At 49.8% G+C, this 18377-nt stretch carries 21 protein-coding genes; 6 read left to right on the top strand and 15 right to left on the bottom strand.

Features of this window, described 5'->3' with window-relative positions:
* Positions 1-115: 115 nt before the first annotated feature.
* The 4 genes from H6G21_RS25665 (at position 116) to H6G21_RS09510 (ending at position 4003) form a co-directional block, all read left to right on the top strand.
* Positions 116-442 (top strand): carboxymuconolactone decarboxylase family protein, encoded by a 327-nt coding sequence (locus H6G21_RS25665; RefSeq protein ID WP_190573237.1) that lies wholly within the window; start codon positions 116-118, stop codon positions 440-442.
* 463 nt (positions 443-905) lie between these two features.
* Positions 906-1631 carry a hypothetical protein gene (locus H6G21_RS09520; RefSeq protein WP_190573083.1) on the top strand — a complete coding sequence of 242 codons (726 nt, stop codon included), beginning with the start codon at positions 906-908 and terminating at the stop codon, positions 1629-1631.
* A 265-nt stretch (positions 1632-1896) separates the two neighbouring features.
* A complete protein-coding gene (locus H6G21_RS09515; protein ID WP_190573081.1) occupies positions 1897-2097 on the top strand; it encodes a hypothetical protein in 201 nt (66 codons plus the stop codon).
* Between the two features lie 472 nt (positions 2098-2569).
* Complete coding sequence (locus H6G21_RS09510; RefSeq protein ID WP_190573236.1) at positions 2570-4003, top strand: hypothetical protein; 1434 nt, start codon at positions 2570-2572, stop codon at positions 4001-4003.
* 109 nt (positions 4004-4112) lie between these two features.
* Here H6G21_RS09510 and H6G21_RS09505 read toward each other — a convergent pair whose 3' ends face one another.
* The 5 genes from H6G21_RS09505 to trxA all read right to left on the bottom strand — a co-directional run bounded on the left by H6G21_RS09505 (position 4113) and on the right by trxA (position 8870).
* The gene (locus H6G21_RS09505; protein ID WP_190573079.1) at positions 4113-6770 is read right to left on the bottom strand and encodes a CHAT domain-containing tetratricopeptide repeat protein; all 2658 of its coding nucleotides are present in this window, start codon (positions 6768-6770) and stop codon (positions 4113-4115) included.
* 296 nt (positions 6771-7066) lie between these two features.
* A complete protein-coding gene (locus tag H6G21_RS09500; RefSeq protein WP_190573077.1) occupies positions 7067-7522 on the bottom strand; it encodes a CBS domain-containing protein in 456 nt (151 codons plus the stop codon).
* Between the two features lie 59 nt (positions 7523-7581).
* Positions 7582-7818, bottom strand: coding sequence for a hypothetical protein (locus H6G21_RS09495; RefSeq protein ID WP_190573075.1), 237 nt, complete (start codon positions 7816-7818; stop codon positions 7582-7584).
* Between the two features lie 90 nt (positions 7819-7908).
* Positions 7909-8466: a CBS domain-containing protein gene (locus tag H6G21_RS09490; protein ID WP_190573072.1), complete on the bottom strand. Its 558-nt coding sequence runs from the start codon at positions 8464-8466 to the stop codon at positions 7909-7911.
* 80 nt (positions 8467-8546) lie between these two features.
* Entirely contained in the window at positions 8547-8870 is a 324-nt protein-coding gene (trxA, locus tag H6G21_RS09485) for a thioredoxin (protein WP_190573069.1), read from the bottom strand.
* 530 nt (positions 8871-9400) lie between these two features.
* Between trxA and H6G21_RS09480 the strand changes: the two genes are divergently transcribed.
* Positions 9401-10561 (top strand): CBS domain-containing protein, encoded by a 1161-nt coding sequence (locus tag H6G21_RS09480; protein ID WP_190573066.1) that lies wholly within the window; start codon positions 9401-9403, stop codon positions 10559-10561.
* 94 nt (positions 10562-10655) lie between these two features.
* Here the strand turns inward: H6G21_RS09480 and H6G21_RS09475 are convergent, their stop codons facing one another.
* The 4 genes from H6G21_RS09475 to H6G21_RS09460 all read right to left on the bottom strand — a co-directional run bounded on the left by H6G21_RS09475 (position 10656) and on the right by H6G21_RS09460 (position 13408).
* Entirely contained in the window at positions 10656-10916 is a 261-nt protein-coding gene (locus H6G21_RS09475) for a hypothetical protein (protein WP_190573064.1), read from the bottom strand.
* A 112-nt stretch (positions 10917-11028) separates the two neighbouring features.
* On the bottom strand, positions 11029-12654 hold the full coding sequence (locus H6G21_RS09470; RefSeq protein ID WP_190573061.1) for a C39 family peptidase: 1626 nt from the start codon (positions 12652-12654) through the stop codon (positions 11029-11031).
* Between the two features lie 64 nt (positions 12655-12718).
* Entirely contained in the window at positions 12719-12898 is a 180-nt protein-coding gene (locus H6G21_RS09465; RefSeq protein ID WP_190573059.1) for a hypothetical protein, read from the bottom strand.
* 60 nt (positions 12899-12958) lie between these two features.
* Positions 12959-13408, bottom strand: a complete 450-nt coding sequence (locus tag H6G21_RS09460; RefSeq protein ID WP_190573057.1) for a peroxiredoxin — start codon at positions 13406-13408, stop codon at positions 12959-12961.
* 166 nt (positions 13409-13574) lie between these two features.
* Here H6G21_RS09460 and H6G21_RS09455 point away from each other — a divergent pair, with 166 nt between their 5' ends.
* Entirely contained in the window at positions 13575-14288 is a 714-nt protein-coding gene (locus tag H6G21_RS09455) for a TPM domain-containing protein (protein ID WP_190573054.1), read from the top strand.
* A gap of 80 nt (positions 14289-14368) precedes the next feature.
* On the opposite strand, the gene H6G21_RS09450 is transcribed toward H6G21_RS09455, so the two are convergent.
* From H6G21_RS09450 to H6G21_RS09425, 6 genes are all read right to left on the bottom strand, one after another.
* Positions 14369-14755 (bottom strand): DUF4346 domain-containing protein, encoded by a 387-nt coding sequence (locus H6G21_RS09450; protein WP_190573052.1) that lies wholly within the window; start codon positions 14753-14755, stop codon positions 14369-14371.
* Between the two features lie 225 nt (positions 14756-14980).
* Entirely contained in the window at positions 14981-15481 is a 501-nt protein-coding gene (locus H6G21_RS09445) for a hypothetical protein (protein ID WP_190573050.1), read from the bottom strand.
* Between the two features lie 175 nt (positions 15482-15656).
* A complete protein-coding gene (locus H6G21_RS09440; RefSeq protein WP_190573047.1) occupies positions 15657-16334 on the bottom strand; it encodes a hypothetical protein in 678 nt (225 codons plus the stop codon).
* Between the two features lie 553 nt (positions 16335-16887).
* Complete coding sequence (locus tag H6G21_RS09435; RefSeq protein WP_190573045.1) at positions 16888-17259, bottom strand: clan AA aspartic protease; 372 nt, start codon at positions 17257-17259, stop codon at positions 16888-16890.
* Positions 17256-17555, bottom strand: coding sequence for a hypothetical protein (locus H6G21_RS09430; RefSeq protein ID WP_190573043.1), 300 nt, complete (start codon positions 17553-17555; stop codon positions 17256-17258). The genes H6G21_RS09435 and H6G21_RS09430 overlap by 4 nt, the downstream gene beginning before the upstream one ends.
* A 277-nt stretch (positions 17556-17832) precedes the next feature.
* Positions 17833-18345 carry a universal stress protein gene (locus H6G21_RS09425; RefSeq protein WP_190573040.1) on the bottom strand — a complete coding sequence of 171 codons (513 nt, stop codon included), beginning with the start codon at positions 18343-18345 and terminating at the stop codon, positions 17833-17835.
* Positions 18346-18377: the final 32 nt, after the last annotated feature.

Raw genomic sequence — 18377 nt, 5'->3', positions numbered from 1 at the left:
ACATTGGATTTTGTCTTCGGTTTCTCCTTACGATGAAATGGGTAAAGACTCGATCGTTGGGGAATTCACTATGACTACAAACGAACCGAGCACTGGGCATTCTTGTACCGAACAAATGAAGCACATCCGGAGCTATACCGGCAAACTCTCCACCGCAATCCCGGATGTTATGAAGAGTTTTTATGCGCTGAGTAAAGCATCCTCCGCTGCTGGTGCCCTAGACTCAAAAACGAAAGAACTGATTGCCTTAGCCATCTCTGTAGCAATTCACTGCGATGACTGTATTGCCTTCCATACCCATTCGACGCTGCAAGCGGGAGCGACCAAAGAAGAAATTCTGGAGATGTTAGGAGTTGCAGTCTTTATGGGAGGGGGGCCATCGCTGATGTATGCAACGCATGTAATGGAAGCCGTTGAAGAATTACAAAAAGAGTCCACCTAAAAATTCTCAAGAAGCCTCAGCACAGAGCTTTTAAAGCCGCAAACACTCCGTTCATTGCCGCCATACACTGGTGAATTGGCCGTCTGGGGTGAGTGTAGCATCGCGGCTATTCATCCAGACAGCATACTACACCCGGGAAATTATGCCTGAAATAGAGGCATGATGAGAGAGGCGTGTTTTTTTGAGAAATTTATCCTAGAAAAGTCTTGACGCTTTGTATTACGTGTACTACATTGGTGATGTCAGCCTATTTAGGCTCTCAAATCATTGAACCAAATCGATTTAATAACAGTCGATTCAAAGACGATCGATTCAAATAACCGATTCAAAAATCGAAGGAGATTCCCATGTCCTGCACTTTGCGAATGTCCGTTGCTGTCACAGTATTCCAAATCCACTACCCGCAGGGAGAAAACGCTCAACCTCCCTGAATCTCAACCCTTGAAATTGTAAAGGTTTAAGCATGAGTGAACATCGCTTAAGTGAAATTGTCATTGAGCGACCTCGACGAGGAATGCGGATTCCCAGCCGGAAGATTACGGGTACCAAGAAGTTCCTCGATCGACTCACCCAAGAAGCGACAAATGATGGACTCTTAACGCCCTATCTAATCAAACCCACCCAGAAAACGAAATACCTCAGCGATCACTTGGGGCCACTGAAGCGATTGCTACGATCGAAGGTGGGGCAGCCATGGAATCAAGTGAAAAGCGAACTTCACGATCGCCTAGATGCCAGTACGATGGTTGGTAGACATGTTCTCGATCACGTTGAAGATTACGTTGCGGAAAAAGTAGAGTTTATTGAGGGTCAGCCCTACGGGAAAGAAGGGAGACGCTGGTTCCGTGCTCGGTTAATTTGCGCGTTCCACGAACCTCAATTCTATGTGCATCCTGAAACGGGGTTACTCTGCCTTGCGGAGAAATGTCCACCCTTACCCTCTCGCAGTCAAGCATCAACGATTCCCGCTGATACTATTCCCATCGATCGTGACCATCGCTATCAAAAAATTAATGGCATTTGGTATTGGGTCACGGTGGCGCAATTGCCGCCTAATTTACCAGTTTGGGATGTGGTAGAGAAAGCGATCGTGCAATCGCGTTATTCCGGTACGGATTATGCAATCCACAAACGCCAATGTAGTAAGCAGGAATTGAAAAAACTACGGCAACGATACCCTCAGGTTTAGTTGCACTCTTTGGAACAGGAAACTCTTCGTACCCCAACTGAAAAAGCCTACAGACTCGTCTAGCGGCCTAAGACACTTGTTTTTCCAACAAGCTCCACAGGTTTCTCCACAGGAGACGTTTCACGAACAAATCCTGTGTATGAATCAACCGCTTTTTCAACTTGTACGAAGAGATGATTCCCAAGCTGCACAGACTCTCACTGCACAGACTCCAATTGCATAAGTTCCCAACTTCCAATATTACAGAGGAGAGGAGGACAAAACCATGGTTCATGTTCGATTTGAAGGTCGATCGTTCGACATCGCTGAAGCCAAGCTCGGCATTACCTCCAGCACCAGCAGCACCGCTGTCAAAGAACGCCTCGGCCAATATTTAGAAGTTGCTCAGGAACGCCTGAGAGATTACGTGGTCGATCGTCGCCCGAGTGGTGACGTGATCATCCGTCCCGAAGCCGTTTACGGTTAATGCATCACTCATTAATGCATTTATTAATCTAGCTGATGCACCATTAATCGTCGCGCCCCAACCCAAACAGCATACACACTACCCTTTTAAGGTAAATCCTGTGAAAACGGCTGTTTTAACTTGCGCGATGACCTCATTATTGCTGGTTTAATTACTAAAGCATTGCTGGTAATTACTGGATAGTGAATTGCAGGTCATCGCCTCCTTTGCCCATCATAATAGGAGGCTAACCATGCTCAGTATTTTTCTCACCCTCAAGCAACTGTGGCAGGTCTTAAATACCCCGATCGGAGTTGAAACTCATCCCGAGACCCAGCCAGAATCGGTTGAAATGCCAACGTCTACGCCAACCCCTAACGTATCGGAAGTTGCTGTTAACGTAGTAGCTCCAACTCCGAACGAAACTACAGATCCTACAACACCTGCCCAGTTGCCAGAGGAAACACAGATGGTTACGGCTGTCTCTACCCCCATGAATGCCCGCGAGCGGGACTTGCGCCTGGAAATCCTCAATACCTTGCTAACCACGCCCCACCGTCAACTGGATGCGGTGGCCGAAACCCACCAACTGATCAGCGAAGTTGATCCCCTCTTCTACGGTCACTTGGCGGTCTGGTACAACCGTCATGGCGATGTGCGTGACCACAAGGAAGTGTTTATTGCCTACTTGCTGGCCAGCGGCTTGACGGAACACCGTAGCGCGGGTTTTGTCATGCTCCAGGAATTGCCTCCCTACCAAGTGGCGCGGGTGGTGGACTTTATGAAGCAAAAGCTGGGTAAACTACCCCGATCGACCCGTACCGCTGTGTTGCAATACCTGCGCAGCCGAGAAGCCAATCCTGCCCAGTTCGATCGGGCGACGCTGCGGGCACGCAAAGCCATGAAGCACCTGTACGCCAGCTTGCACATCAAGCCCAGCGAACGGGCCAATGCTATCCTCTTTGCTGACCAACCTCCGGCAGATTCCCTGGCGTTTGTGCTGAAGCGATTGGCTAAGGCAGAAACGGCGTTGGAACAGGCGCAAATCATTGTGGAGTACAAACTGCCCTACACCACGGCTGTGGGTGCAATTAAGCAGTTGACGCCTACGGTTTTGGTAGCGCTGATTGACGCGATGTCGCCCCAGGAAGTCATCAACAACCTCAAGTCCCTCAAGGCGCGGGGTGCGATGGATAATCCCGATGTGAAGGCGTTGATTGATACCAAGTTAGAAGCGGCTGCTTCCAACGATCGAGTGTCGGCAATGAAATCGACCAGCGCGATCGACCTGACGGACTTGGACAACGAAACGGTCGCTCGATTGGAAGCGGTGACGAACCAGCAGATTAAGCGGCGTGGCTGCATTACCCGATCGACAGGTTTGTTGGTGGACAAGTCGGGTTCCATGACCCAAGCGATCGAAGTGGGTAAACGGCTAGCAGCGTTGATTTCCGGCATTACCGAAGCGGACTTATACGTCTACGCCTTCGATACGGTGCCCTACGAAATCAAAGCGACTGGCAAAGAGCTGACGGATTGGGATAAAGCGTTTCAACACATTCGCGCGGATGGCTGCACTAGCATTGGTTGTAGTGTTGCAGCAATGCAAAAACGTAAGCAAATGGTTGATCAGTTCATCATTGTCACGGATGAAGGCGACAACACGAATCCTTACTTTGCCGAAGCCTACGAAGCCTACTGTAAGGCGTTGGCGGTCAAGCCCGATGTGTTGATCGTGCGAGTCGGCGGTTACTGCGACTACGTGGAACGGGCTCTGCGCGAAAAGAAAATTGCCGTTGATACGCTGGTATTTTCCGGTGACTACTACTCGCTGCCGAACCTAGTGCCCATGTTGGCACGGCCTTCGCGACTAGAGTTGTTAATGGAAATTCTGGAAACAGAACTCCCTCGACGACAAGCTGCTTAATGGCGTAAGTTTTCGCATAGAGATTGGGGTTTGGATGGATGGTGTAAAAATCGTCGTTCAAACCCCAATTTTGATCTAGGCCATTTCTATCAATCTTCTGATACTTCTCCTAGGGTGAACCCATTAACAGAAACGAGGCCCAATCCTTGGGATCGGGATATTGCTGTTTGGCCTGTAGCATTGCCTTTCGGAGCGCTCTCGCTTTATTCGGTTCTGCTTTCAGCGTTTCGTAAAAGGCTGTCATTAGCGTTGAAGTGGGGGCATCCGGCACAGCCCACAGCGAAGCTAAGACGGTAGGGACTCCTGCCGCAAACAACGATCGGGATAATCCAATCACCCCATCCCCCGTGATCCGTCCCCGTCCCGTATTACAGGCACTCAGCACCACCAATTCTGCTTGCAATTTTAGATTCAACAGTTCATCAGCAGTCAAAAACCCATCGGTGCTATTGGTGGGTGCCAGGGCGATCGCGCCGGGAAAACCGGAACTTTGAAAATCATCGAGTAAACCATGGGTCGCTAAGTGAATTAAGCTGGCGTTGGACATTTGCTGCACTACAGTGTATTCCGTCGCCTGTTCGCCTAACAGTGGCTGGGTTTGTAAAAGTTGCCCGATCGACTTCGCTTCCGTTTCCGCACCGGGTAGCGATTCCAAGACCTCTGGCGTTTCGTCCGCTACGCTGGGGAGGGTCGGCATTTTAGGATTGCCGACGATCAACGGTTGGGCGAATAAATGACGTTGTGGTAAGCGTTGTCGCTGTTGTTGAGCGAGATCGAAAACTTGAATCGAGGGTGCTGTCACGATCGTATGTTTCTCAATCAAATAGGTGCCGTCTTTGTCTTGCAGCGCTGCAAACGGTACCAGAAATAATGACTGTTGTGGGAGAAGCACCACTAAATCATCGGGCTTCTGGGGCAATAGATCCGCGATCGGTTGAATTAACAAACGATGTAACTGCTGGAGCGGCGGATCGTTCTCCGGTGTGATTTGTTTCGCCACTATCCGAATGCCCCGTCCCCGCACCCCGATCGCCGATCGACTATCTGCCACCAAATCCGACAGGGAATGGGCCTGTTGCTGCCAATTTGGGCTGGCTAAAAACTGGGATTTGCGCAGAAACACCTCTCCCGTTGGTTTAATTACCCAAATCAACAGTTCGGATTCTTGATGCTTGAGTGCTGGATCATTGCCCTGGGCCTTGGATTTATGGATTTCCGCCAGCATGGAATACTGGACTAACGTTGCGTTATTTTGCTTGGCAATTTGTTTGATGCGTTCGAGGTTGGGGGGCTTGTCGGTAACCTTTTGTTTGAGCGGCTGCGATCGCCGTTGTAAGAGTTCGGCAAAAGCTCGCGATCGGCCCTGTTCCGAAACTTCCAACGCTGATCCGATCTGATTTTTCTGGATTAACAACGACTGTAAATTGACATAGGGGACTGTTTGCGTATCAAATAGAGAAATTTTAAAAGCATCCTGATTGCCTAGACGATCGCGAAGATTATCCCATCGTTGAATGCCATCCCGTAACGTTTTTTCAGCATTGGTCAAATTGCCATCCTGCATTCGCAGAACGCCCACATTATTTTTGACCAAGCCTTCCCCGCGCCGATTGTTCCGGGAGGAAATGTAGCGAAAATATTGCTGATACAATTCCATGGCTTTGGCATAGTCGCCCTTTTGGAAGTAGGCCAACCCCTCATTGCCCCGAATTCCATAGAGAATATCCGCATCCTGAAGTTTATTCCAAGCGATCGTCCAAGCTTGCTCATACAATGCAATGGCCCGATCGTAATTGCCTAGGAAATACTGGGCTCCGGCAATGTTGGCTAGGGCTTCCGCTTCGGTGCGGGGATCCTGGGTTTGTTGCGCTAATTTGAGCCGTTGGGTTTGATAGTCGATCGCTTTGGCATAATCTTCTAACCCATGGGCGGCAATCCCCAAATTGGCCAAAGCCATTTTTTGTCCGACAATATCTTGCCCTTGCTGGACAATGTCCCATTGTTGTTGGTGCAGTGCCAACGCTTTGTCAAAGTTACCCAACGCCTGTTGCACCATACCCAAATTTCCCAGGGCACGGCCCATGCCCGCCCGATCGCCCAATTTTCGCCCAAGGGCTAAGCGTTTTTGGTGGAACTCGATCGCCTTGAGATATAAATCGGACGCGAAATAGGCATTGCCTAAATTACTGAGCGCGATCGCCTCTGCTTTTGGATTCTGTTGTTCCCTTGTCCAACGCCAATATGCCGTTAGGATCTCGATCGTGTCAACGTCGTAAAACCCCTTCTGTGCCCGCAGTAGCCCCATTCCCCCTAGGGCCAGCCCTTCCAACTCGTGATCGCCGATTTCCTTGGCAATCTGCAAGCTGCGTTTATAGGCATTCATCGCCCGATCGAACTGATTATCCAACCCCGCCGCGATCGCGTAATTGACCAATTCCCACCCTGTTTTTTTCGGATCAAGCATCCTATGAACGGGTAGGGGTTGGGCTGCCAGTGTGGGTGCACTGAGTTCGTCTAACTCAGGACGCTGGATAAAGTTGGTTCTCAGCGGTTCTGTGGCGAAATAAGCCACCCCAATTTTGGTGAAATAAAAGCCCTCCCAGGGAATGGTGTGCAAGGGCTGGTAAATCGATAGGGGCTGCCGTTGGGCTGTTGTTGTGGTTGGGATTGCGGTTGGGATTGTGGTTGGGATTGCGGGGGCGTTAGGGGTTGCAGCGAGGGGCGGCGGCGTTGCCCCGGTGGGTCGATGAGGAAATGCACTGCTCATAATCAGCGTACTGGTCAGTGCAAAAGCGAAACGACAGAACAAGGACGATCGGTTCATGGCGATAGGTAAGGGGAAATCAGAAGCAGTCTCTAGGGAGAATAGGTTCCGAGGCTGGGCTAGTCATGCAGGCCCAATCCTCTTTTACCAAAATGCCCTAGGGACTCCTTTCAATCTTCTAATCCCCTACAAAAAATCCGTAGAATGCCTTGCTCAAATCAATCATTCGTTGTGATGGAACAGTCCGGAGTGCCAAATTCACCAAAATCCTAGCCTACACGCAAAGCCTAGTCGCTACATTAATCTTCATAGATCCGGGCTTCTGGTGCACTGGGGTTCTCTTCGCAGTAACGTTCAAAATTAGTCTTCGGCTTCTCGACAAAGTCACTTTTTCGCAAAATGTCACTGACGGAAATAATCCCGAGCAGTCCATTTTTAATCACAGGTGCCCGCCGAATTCTGGTTTGAGCAAAGAGCCGCGCCACGTACTCCACCCCTAACTCTGGATTGACCACTACACAGGGCTTTGTCATGATTTCGTAAACGTGCATGGCTTTGGGATCATGGCCATGGGCCGCGACTTTATAAACGATATCCGTTTCCGTCACCATGCCATAGGGATCGGTTTCGCTGCGGGGTTCCACAACTAAAGCCCGCAGGCATTTCTCCTTCATTAAAGCTACTGCTTCTGCAACCGTTGCAGATCCGCGAATGGTAATGACCTGTTTGGTCATAATTTCGTCTGCCCGCATCATAGCGATCTCTCTCCTCATTACAAAATTGGAACATTCAGACAAATCTAAGGAATCAAAGGCTAAGCCAAGGGAGACATAATTTCGTAAACACGAACAGTGTTGGGATCGCGGGCAAAAGCAGTCACTTTATAGACAATGTCTGCCTCCGTCACAATGCAATAGGGATCGTTAGCGTGACAGGGTTCGACGAGTAACGCTCGCACACCAAATTCCTTCATGAGCGCGATCGCATCGAGCACTGTCGCAAATCGTTCAACCATGACGGCTTGCTTTGTCAAAGCTACCTCTACTTCCATCAAAGTTGCTCCTCTACAACTTGGTCACCGACTACCCTGTATTTGACTTCGTTTGCCTCCGTTGAACTAAGGTTGACTAAGTAAGGTTGACTAACGAGTTATGGGTTGCTTTTGTCTACGTTGATCCGCCGCGATCGCTTTTAATTCCTCGACTGTGTCCCAAGCAACGGCACAATCCCGTGAGGTTTCGCCTTTCTCTTTACAAATTGCTCGCGCTTCTTCCCGTGCCACTTCAATGCGATCTTCAAGGAACAGTTGCTTAGGGATTTCAACAAAGTCACTTTTGCGCAGGATATCGCTGACGGAAATCACCCCCAGCAAGCCGTTTTGAATAACGGGGGCTCGCCGAATCCGCGTTTGAGCAAAAAGTCGTGCGACGTATTCCACGCCTAACTCTGGGTTGACCACTACACAGGGCTTCGTCATGATTTCGTAAACGCGCATGACTTTGGGATCATGGCCATGGGCAACCACTTTGTAAACCACGTCCGTCTCCGTCACCATGCCGTAGGGATCGGTCTCACTACGGGGTTCTACAATTAATGCCCGTAAACCTTTATCCTTCATCAATTTCACGGCTTCTGCGACGGTGGCAGAGCCGGAAATGGTGACCACTTCACGGGTCATAATATCGGCTGCATTCATCATACAAATAGCATTCACATACACAACATTTACACACAGAATTCACACACAGAATTCACAACCACAGCATTGACTCAGAACGCTTACAATAACTGCTGTACTGCTTGACTAAATTCCTCGTAGGGCTTTACACCCACTAGAGTTTCTACCAGTTGGCCTTGTTTAAAAAACATTACTGCTGGAATACTGCGAATGCCAAATCGCTTTGCAACACCTGGATTGCTATCAAGATCCAATTTCAGAACCTTGGCTCGATCGAGGTATTCCTCCGCCAGTTGATCCATTAAGGGCGCAACCAATTTGCAAGGCCCACACCAAGATGCCGTGCAATCAACCACCAGCACCGATTCTGCACTGACCAATCCATCAAATTCGGCTTCATTGTTAATAAACGTCGCAGTTCCCATCGCTTTATCCTCAAACAATAATCAATTTCAAGCCGATAGAATCGATGCCAGATTTCGAGTCAGTCAATAGTCAACTGGCTTTATGGTCCTGGGTATCACACACACAGCGAGGATAATTTTGGCGCAGACATCTGTGGTGCAGACATCTGTGGTGTAGACAACTTGAAATAGCACATTCCAGACAATCAGCGCATGGATACTTCGCCATCTATGGAAAAAACGCTAGACTAGTTGAAGACCCCAAATTAGCCAAAACTGGGCCAGTACCATCCCCTTTCTAGTCGGTCGTTAGCTGAAAACCATAAAACTCTCAATCCCCTTTTGGATAAAGATTACAGCTTTTTAGCTGTAACATTCCTCTATAATACACCTAAGTCTTCCCCAAGGCTTGAACAACCTGCTGTTATTTGCAATTAAATGTTACATTTCTCTGGCAGGGCAACCTGAGTCCCAGAGATTGGAATGAGTGATGCAAACTAGCAGCGGGTTGAGAGGTTCTAAACTCCATTTGCAACGATAGGATTGGGAGTATGGCCTTTTCCTCTTTCATAAATTGGGTCCCTGATTTGACAGCGGCGATCGATCCCCACACCCTAACAGTCCCGCCAGAAACCCGTTTAGGAGACGCGATCGCACTCATTAGCCAAGCACACCATCCCCCTGAATGGCTGCTGCGCGAAATGGACGAAGAGTATGCGACGGCTCCAATGCTGGAATCTCACCCGAGTCCTCGCAACAGTTGTATGCTGATCGTGCAAGGAAAAGAGTTGTTAGGTATCTTGACTGAACGGGATATCGTCCGGCTCACTGCTCAAGTCGTTGACTTGCAGAATGTGACGGTTGCCGAAGTGATGATACAGCCCGTGATTACCTTATCCCGGCAAGCTGTACAAGACATTTTTGCGGTTTTATTCCTCTTTCGTCGCTACCGCATTCGCCATTTACCGATCGTGGACGAACAGGAGCACCTGGTTGGGGTGATTTCCCATGCCAGTATTCTTCAGCTTCTACGACCGGCGAATTTATTGCGATTTCGTCGAGTGGCGGATGTTATGACCCGCCAGGTGATTCAAGCCCCCCTCCATGCCCCTGTGCTGCAATTGGCCCAACTGATGGCAGACCATCGCGTCAGTTGTGTGGTGATTACTCAACGCAATGAAGAAGATAACCTTGATCCCGTAGGTATTGTGACGGAACGGGATATTGTGCAATTTCAAGCATTACAAATGAATCTCCTCACCACGCCTGCGGGAGATGTCATGAGTACACCGCTTTTTCTCCTCAGCCCAGAAGATTCTCTATGGATGGCTCACCAGGAAATGCAAAAACGGCGGGTGGGTCGCTTGGTGGTGTCTTGGAATTGGGGGATGGGGATGGGAATTGTGACGCAAACGAGTTTATTACGGGTGTTTGACCCCATGGAACTGTATGGAGTGATTGAAAATTTACAAACCATGATGGCATCGGGAGAGCTGATGCGATCGCCCCTCATGTCGGCGGAAAATAGTCCTGAGAATCTTAGGGATCCAGTCCGAGCCCTTGTGTTATCTCAACTCCAGACTGTGCAGCAGGGATTGGAGTCACTTTTGCATCCCCCTCCCTTACCCCCCGCAGCCCAGCGATCGCGGTTAAAAGCAATCTTAAACATCCTGGAACAGATGAGACAGACGATCGCTGCCAATCCGCCTTAACAGCAAAATTTGGGATAATCTAGCCATTTGCAACTCAACAGAAGATTGTTGGGAATAGCCATTGTTCTAGCAATCTTAGCTGTGACGGTCTTCATTAAGCCCAGCGATTCACTTCCTGTTGTAGCCACTCATCTACCGGCTGTCCATCTTTACGTTTCAGTTCAATCTCCGTGACCATAACTTCTCCCGATCCTGGAGGAGCCGGTTTTTGGTGAAACAGAATGCTATATTCTGCGGGATTGTGGCCCCGTTCCTTGAGCCATTCCTGTACCTTCATGGGTGCAAACAAGGATTGTCCCTGCTGGAACATGCGGGTAATTTGCATTTGCAAGGTGTATGGATTGATGCGGGGCATAGTTGGCTCAGTCCTCTTGATGACAAATCGGCGGTCCCATCCCCCAACCTAACGCCGTTGGGAAGATGGGAACTCAAGCGGGATGGGGTCTGAAGTTGGGTTTTGGGGATCTTTAGGCTCTCCGGATAAAGTGCGCCCACACATCCCCATCGACCCCACACATCTGCGTCGTGTAGTCGTAGGGATAGATTAACTTACGGCCTTCGGTGCTGGCATAGCCGTAATAACCATCCCCCCAGGGATCGTTCACAATGTAGCCTTGCGGCGTGTAGCCCACAACGGTAACAATGTGGCCCCCGTGGGTGAAATAGCCGCAGAGCACCACGGGTCGGCGATTGATCAATTCTTCCTTGATGTCCTGCCATTTATAGGTTGTACTAAATTGGCTCTTAAATCCGTAGGCTTCGATTAGCTTAATCAATACACTGTGGTCAGTTTGGGAGCCTGCCCCGTAGCGATCGAGGCACCATTGCAGCAGTTCATCTTCCAGTTGCCCACCATCCTTCGATCGCACGCCGTAGTAGTAAAACACCATGGCGATCGAGGTGACGTTACAAGTAGACCAATAGAGGCGTGGATTATCCCGTTGGGAGAAGTAGGGCACGTTCAATTCCACCTGGGGCGGAATGGGATTAAACGATCGGCCCCCCCGCTGCATTTGCACAAAGTTCGGGAAAATATAGCCCGTGTTGCCAAAGCCGGGGAATTCTTCGGTGGTCGAGAGCTTGATGTGACCGCCTTCGATCGTGTAGCTGGAGACGCCGTAGACCCGACCCGCAGGCAGGCTGACCTTGTCTTGGGCCGCGAGCTTGGAAGAATCCACGGGGGATTTTTTCAGCACTGTATCTTGGAGAATCCGAGCGGTGAGGGCATCGGGATCGAAGGGAATTTCCTGGCCGAGGCGGGTTAAGCGCACATGCCGCCAGTAGATGAATCCCACATCGCCAAACCCGGCGATCGGGTCTGCCAAGGTCACCCGAAAATGTCCCCCCAGGCAGGCATAGCCTTTGATCTGCAAGGTTTGTCCCTGCATCAGTTGGGCTTTCTGGTTGCTTGGCAGACTATCGGAATCTTCCCGCGATTTCTTCAGAAACGTGGTGGTGGTGACCAGCATTTGGATGCCATCGCCGGGGGTGTCGGGCACATCGTCCACCGTAAAGCGCAACACCTGGGTGCCTTTGCTCAGTTGGACGTGGGCTTCGTAGAAATAGCCAAAGTTCCCCACTGGGGCAATACTTTCCGCCAGTTCCAATTTCAAGTGGGCATCCATGGAACCGTAGCGGTTAACGTGAAAGATTTGCCCTGCCTTGACCAGAACCTTTTGTTGGTTATTTAACTTAGAGGAATCCTGGGGCGTGGCTTTAAAAAAAGTATCTCGTAAGACTTTCAGGGTCAGCGCCTGGGCCACCGTCAGGGGATCCCGGCTAACCGTCATATAAAAAATTCGACTTTCAACTTGTTTGCCAGCTTTGTCGAAGCCTTGGACGCGGAACCAGCGTGCCCCCGGAGAGGAAAAGCCCTTGGGCATATTGACTTCCCAGGTGCCGTTTTTGAGGGTGACGGGCAGGGCAAATTTATCCTCTGCTCGGATGGTTAATTTGGTAATCCGCGAGGCGTCATAACTGCCTTTAAGAAGCACGGGTTTCCCCAGGAGCACTTCTTTCGGCCCGCTGTAAACGGGAGGATTGGTGACCTTGGGGGCGAGGTTAGTGGTGTCCAGATTTGCTGTATTCGTCATAGGAGTATCCGGGAGGGATGCACAGGCTGCTGGCCTAGGTTTGCAAGAGTGTGAATTGCAGATTTTAAGTTGCAAGTTCTAGGGCAGCTTCAACCTCTTCAGGGTAACCTACGGATTTTCGATCGAGCCAATTTCCACCACCTGATCCACCAAATTGCTCTGGATCCTGGAAAGCCCAAGCCACAAAAATTGACAAAAGTTTACGCTTGGTGATTTCTCCATAGAGAAGCCAAAAGGGAGGCATAGAAAACCCGATCGAAACTTCGATCGGGGTTCTGCGTTCCTAAGAAATTAAGACGTGACCTTACAGGCCCAACGCGCTCAGGATATCCGTGGCGTGGGTTTCGGTGTTGACCGTTTCATAGACCTGCTGGATGTTGCCATCGGCCCCGATCACATAGGTCACCCGCTTCGCATATTTGAAGCCGTTCATTTCTCCGGCTACGTCGTAGGCTTGGGTGATTGCGCCATCGGTGTCGGCCAGGAGGGGAAAGGGCAGATTGAACTTGCTGGTAAACGCTTGGTGGGAGGCGGAGTCATCCATGCTGACACCGAAGACCGTAATGCCCTGATCCAGGTATTGCTGGTAGTTGTCCCGGAAGCTGCAAGCTTCTTTGGTGCAACCGGGGGTGTCATCTTTGGGATAGAAGTATAGGACGACGGTTTTGCCTGCGTAGTCAGCTAGTTTAACCGTGTTGCCGTTGGTGTCTTGAACAGTAAAGTCGGGGGCAGTTGCGCCAACTGGTAAAGCCATATGCTTCAAAGCCTCTTGATTCTCGTTCAAGATTGTACCGTGGGAACTTCCTGGAGAAAATTGTGGGGGAGGATTCTCGATCGGTTTTCCCGGAGCTGGCCCATCTTTTGACCCACTGAAAACGGTAACCTAGTGAAAAGAATTATCATGGCAATATTTTGAACTTATGAATCAACTCCTCCACCGGACTGATCAAGCCCTGCGGCGGCTTTGCACGATCGGTCTGATCTGCCTGTTGGCAACCCAACTGTTCCTGGCTCCCGCTTGGGCAACCAGTATTTACGAAGTGCCAGATTTTGAAGAAAATTCCCATGTGGTGGATCAGGCGGAAGTGCTGAGCCGCTCGACGGAAGGGCACATCAATGGGACGTTCCGTGACTTGGAGAAAAGCACGGGGCAGGAAGTGTATGTGGTGACGATCCGTCGTTTGGATTATGAAGAGACGATCGAGAGCTTTGCCCAGGCGCTGTTTAAGCGGTGGTTCCCCGATGCGGCGGATCAAACAAATGTTACCTTGGTGGCGATCGATGTCTTGACGGACAATAGCGCGGTGGTGTCGGGCGAGGGTGCCAAGGCGCGGTTGACCGATGAGATTGCTGAAAGTGTGGCGAAGGAAACGATTTTGGTGCCGCTGAAGTATGGCAATCGCTACAATCAAGCGTTCAATGATGCGACCGATCGGATTGCGGCGGTACTGTCTGGCCAAGAGGATCCTGGCCCCCCTGAGGTGAAGGATACGGTGAATGTAGAAAGTACGTTTGCTTCGCCGGAGGAAACGGAGGAAAGTAATGCAACGGTCTGGGTGATTGTGTTGCTGGTGTTGGCGACAGCGATTCCCATGGCGACCTATTACCTCTACGTTTATCTGGGGAATCGCTAAGGTTTGTTCCCATCCCGTGAATGAGTCAGGGCGTGAATGATGTCATTCACGCTTTTTTATGGGTTGGATTGGGTGACAGTTTAATCTTGGACGTATTCCTGGCCTGCGTAGAGGGCGATTTCTGCCCGTACGAATTCCCGGCCTAGGTAGGCGGCATGGTCTAGCCGCAGCACGAGGGGGGGGGCTGGTTTTTCAAACAGTTCGATGCAGAGTTCTTTGGCGGTTCTGCCCCGAAAGACGGCGATCGGTTTGCGTTCTAATGGGCCGTTGCAGGGGAGGGGTTCTCCGGTTTCGGGGTCGCAGGCGAGTCCTTTGTCGTTGATGGTGTTGCTGTAGAGATCGGCGCAGATGTGGCCAGCGGTTCGATCGAGGTAAATCAAGAAATATCCGGTTTCGTCTAGTTCAATGAAACGGTTGGATAGTTTGTCGTCTAAAACTTTGGCGTCGGTGAAGGCAAGGATGGTCATGGGCTTTTTCAATCTGAGAGGGTGGAAGGTTGGATAGAGGATGGGGGCGGTGAGCCTGCTGGGGATAGGGCGTTTCGATCGTATTATAGTTCTGTCCCGTTGGCAGCGATCGGTCTAGGATGTCCGATGGAGAACTTCGGGATTGGCATGGGTGCGTTGCGTGACTAAAGATGGTTTCGACAACCCGCTAGTCGTACAAAACATTCCCGCTAATCGTACAAAGCATTAGCGACAAAGCTTTTCAAATCGATCCAAATCTGTTTTAGGCACTGAACATTGATAGGTTCCTATGAGAGTTCGACCGTTTGAACTGATCTGAAAGTGATGTAATTCCACTGGAGGCGGATTTGCGCCTACTCTGGAAGCTTCCACCTGGAGATTCTCAAAGGTTGACATCATACAGAAGTTACGGTCAGCAGTCGGAACCTTAGCGTTACTGTCTGGAGGACGGGTAATTACAGATAGAATGAGTCGATTATCGCTGGCACTGGGACTTTTCCACTCATAAAATGCAAGCGGTACATTGTCTAGGCTGTAAACACCACAGGGTGTGTTTTCTCCCTTGCCACCCTTTAAATTGAGAAAAAGCCATTGCAGGCGAGTAGGGGTATAAGGTTGTTGCCATAGGTCTTGAGAGGGTGCAACTTCAGCCCAAACGGGTTGCTGAAATAGGGCTGTAATGCACATAGCTGCAATCTTAGAGAGAACGAGAACTTGCTTTTTCATAAAACCCAGTACTACACGCTTAATCAAACACTCGACTTATCAAACACTCGACTAACGGATCTCACAACCTTGTTTGACCCAAAGATCGGCAGGGTAAAGTCAAATTCTCATCTGAGCCTTATGAGGTCTAATGTCCTGCCTCACCGGCTGCTAGTGCTCTCGCGGATTGGGCTCACTACTCGGCCTTCATGCATTCAAGCATGGCACTGCGTGCTTTCATAAATCCGGTCATACTGGCACGGAATACCTCTTTGCCGTCAAGTTGCAGTGTGACTTCATTTTCTGCATTTGCACGACGCATCATTCCGACCATGTCAGTTAAGACTAGAATGCCAGAATTTTTGCCGTAGGGGATCAGTGCTGCATCGATCGGTATCGGTTGAGCGCCTTTGAAGGTGAGAGTGGGTTGAATCTCTTTGATTTCAGGGGTTGCAGGCATGCCAATTCCTTGAAAGAGGATTGCCCCTGCGCCCTTTTGCGTTGGGCCGGAGAACAAGACAATGTTGGATACGTTGGGGGTTTCGGTAAATGAGACGGCACAATTTTTTCCAGTTCCATCCCCTTCAGAAGTCATTAACCAGATTCCTACGTTCGGTTCGTAAAACAGAATTCTTCCGTATTTTGCTTCAAATTCTGCCCGTTGAACCAGCGAGTCTAGCACGTTCATCATGGCTGGGTCTGGAGGCAGTTTGGGGAAGTCGGGGGCTGGTTGCTTGGGTTCCGGAAGATCTGGGTTGATCGGTGGTGCTTCTTCGACCCACGCGCAGGCAATCCCAGAATTGTTGGGTTGACCGCTGCTAGGCTCTGGCACCCCGACTGGGCATTGCCACCTAGCCTGAGCTTGAGTTGTCATGATTGCGCTGGTGGCAACGATCGAGAAAGCAGACAACGCTAGTTTTGTAGATAGAGAAGCAATTCTAGTGAAATTCATAGGTACTTGGTGGCAACGAAAGAAACTTAGTTGTCAATATAAGCAACTTGGACTGAGGCTGCTTTGTGGGCTGAGGATGGTTTGGATAGATTTACGTTTCGTGTCTAGGGAGGTTATGCAATTTTATTGTTGAAGCGCGTTTCTACGATCGCTGTTAATGTCTGATGAATTGTTCTGAGTAATTCATAACGGCACAATTGGGGTGGATTTCCAAGACGAAAGACCCTGTTCTAGGATGTTTCCCAAAGGATGTTTCCAGCGTCGATCGAAATCTATCAATATTTGATTGACCGATCGCTGGACGATCGGTATTTACAATAAACTCTGCTGTAATATCTCTAAACCGTACCTCTGCCTTCTTGCGGTTAGCTGGCAAATTACCGTCAGTTTGATGCTACTTCGATGCTATCTGGACGACTTTGCTTAAGGCTTGCTCAACGACTGGTTGACTGTGCCTCAACGGAGAGACTGGTAACTACTCAACAGGCTTGATGGTGACGTTACCACCTTCTACCGCCCGGATATACAAATCGTAGCCATACAGTAAACTCATTCCGACTAATGGATCAGTCTCCGCTTCATTAACAGGAATATTCCGGTATTGTCCGTCCCAAATAATGGTTGCGGCATAAACCTCAAAAGTAACTTCGCTACCATCGCCTAAAGTTCCACGATCGAACCCTGTCCAAGGAAGGTTTAGGGTAACAATGATTTCACGCGGCAGGCTCAAAAATCCTGTATAGCCTGTATCAATTACTGCATCAATCAGGTGGGTCTGACGATTTGTATTGCTCACAACTAGAGAAATTGTCGCCTCACAGCTTGAATTGACGATACCGTGCATCATATGGGTTTTCTCAAGCTCCGTGCGCCAAAGCGATGAACGGCGCGATGTCCGATTCGGACGATCCACGGCTGGGCATCTGGAACACGTTCAAATAGGCGATCGGTGGCCTCTAAAATTTCGTCTGCGACTTCAAAGGCTCCGGTTTCGATGTCGATTGCGACAATTCTCCCGTGGTTGCCTGCTTCGACCTGCGATCGCACCTGGGATTCGTAAATTTCATCTCCCCGTCGGGTAAATTCTTCTTTGCTGTATCGGGGTTGGCGTTGGTGAAATCTCTCTTCTGAAGAAACTGCCATAGGGGTGACCTCGCTAGGACTTCAGTGGCCTCATTATAGCTTGGGGGGATGGGCAACCATAATTCACATAAAGATGCCACAGTGCTGAAGCATGCGCTTATCCTTGAGTTGTGTTAGGAGATAGGTAAAGACCTGACCAGTGAATTGATTAACAATTGACCCGATCGGAAAAGTATCAGCAACAGTAACTCGTTAGTCGCCCACCCTACAACATGAATGGTTTTAAAGGGAGAAGGATTAGAGTTGCTCATCCCCTGACCCTATCTCGCTGGAGCGTTTAAGAATGCACGATGAGTACTGAGCAGGGTGCATGGTGCATGACATAATTACTCACACTGCCTAAAATCAGCTCACTCAGCCCTGTACGACCCCGGCTTCCCATCACAATCAAGTCGGCTTTCCAGGTTTGTGCTATTTTCTTGATTGCTTGACCAGGCTTGCCTGGAATTTGAGTGAACTCGGTCTTGATCCCCATCGCGATCGCTTGTTCGCTGTAGGATTGGAATTTCTCACGGCTTTCCTTCTCATATTGCTGCCACTGCCGCCGATGGGCTTCCCAATTAATCTCATCATAAACTGAGAAGAACATAGGGGTTTCTTGACATGTCCCTGATTGATCACTACCCTCGACCATGCCCAGAGGCCAACCCGGACTACCTTCATCCTCCGCAGACAATACATGTAACACCATGAGACTAGCGTTCATTGCTTGGGCTAAAGCAACAGCCTTTGTAAAAACAGCTTGGGCTGTGGGTGTACTGTCCATTGCAACTAGAATTTTCTGAAACATAAGCGTGTCCAAGAATTAAGTATTTATGGTTG

Source organism: Alkalinema sp. FACHB-956 (genome assembly GCF_014697025.1).
Classification (GTDB): Bacteria; Cyanobacteriota; Cyanobacteriia; order Leptolyngbyales; family Leptolyngbyaceae; genus Alkalinema.
This window is presented reverse-complemented; position numbering and strand designations above follow the sequence as displayed.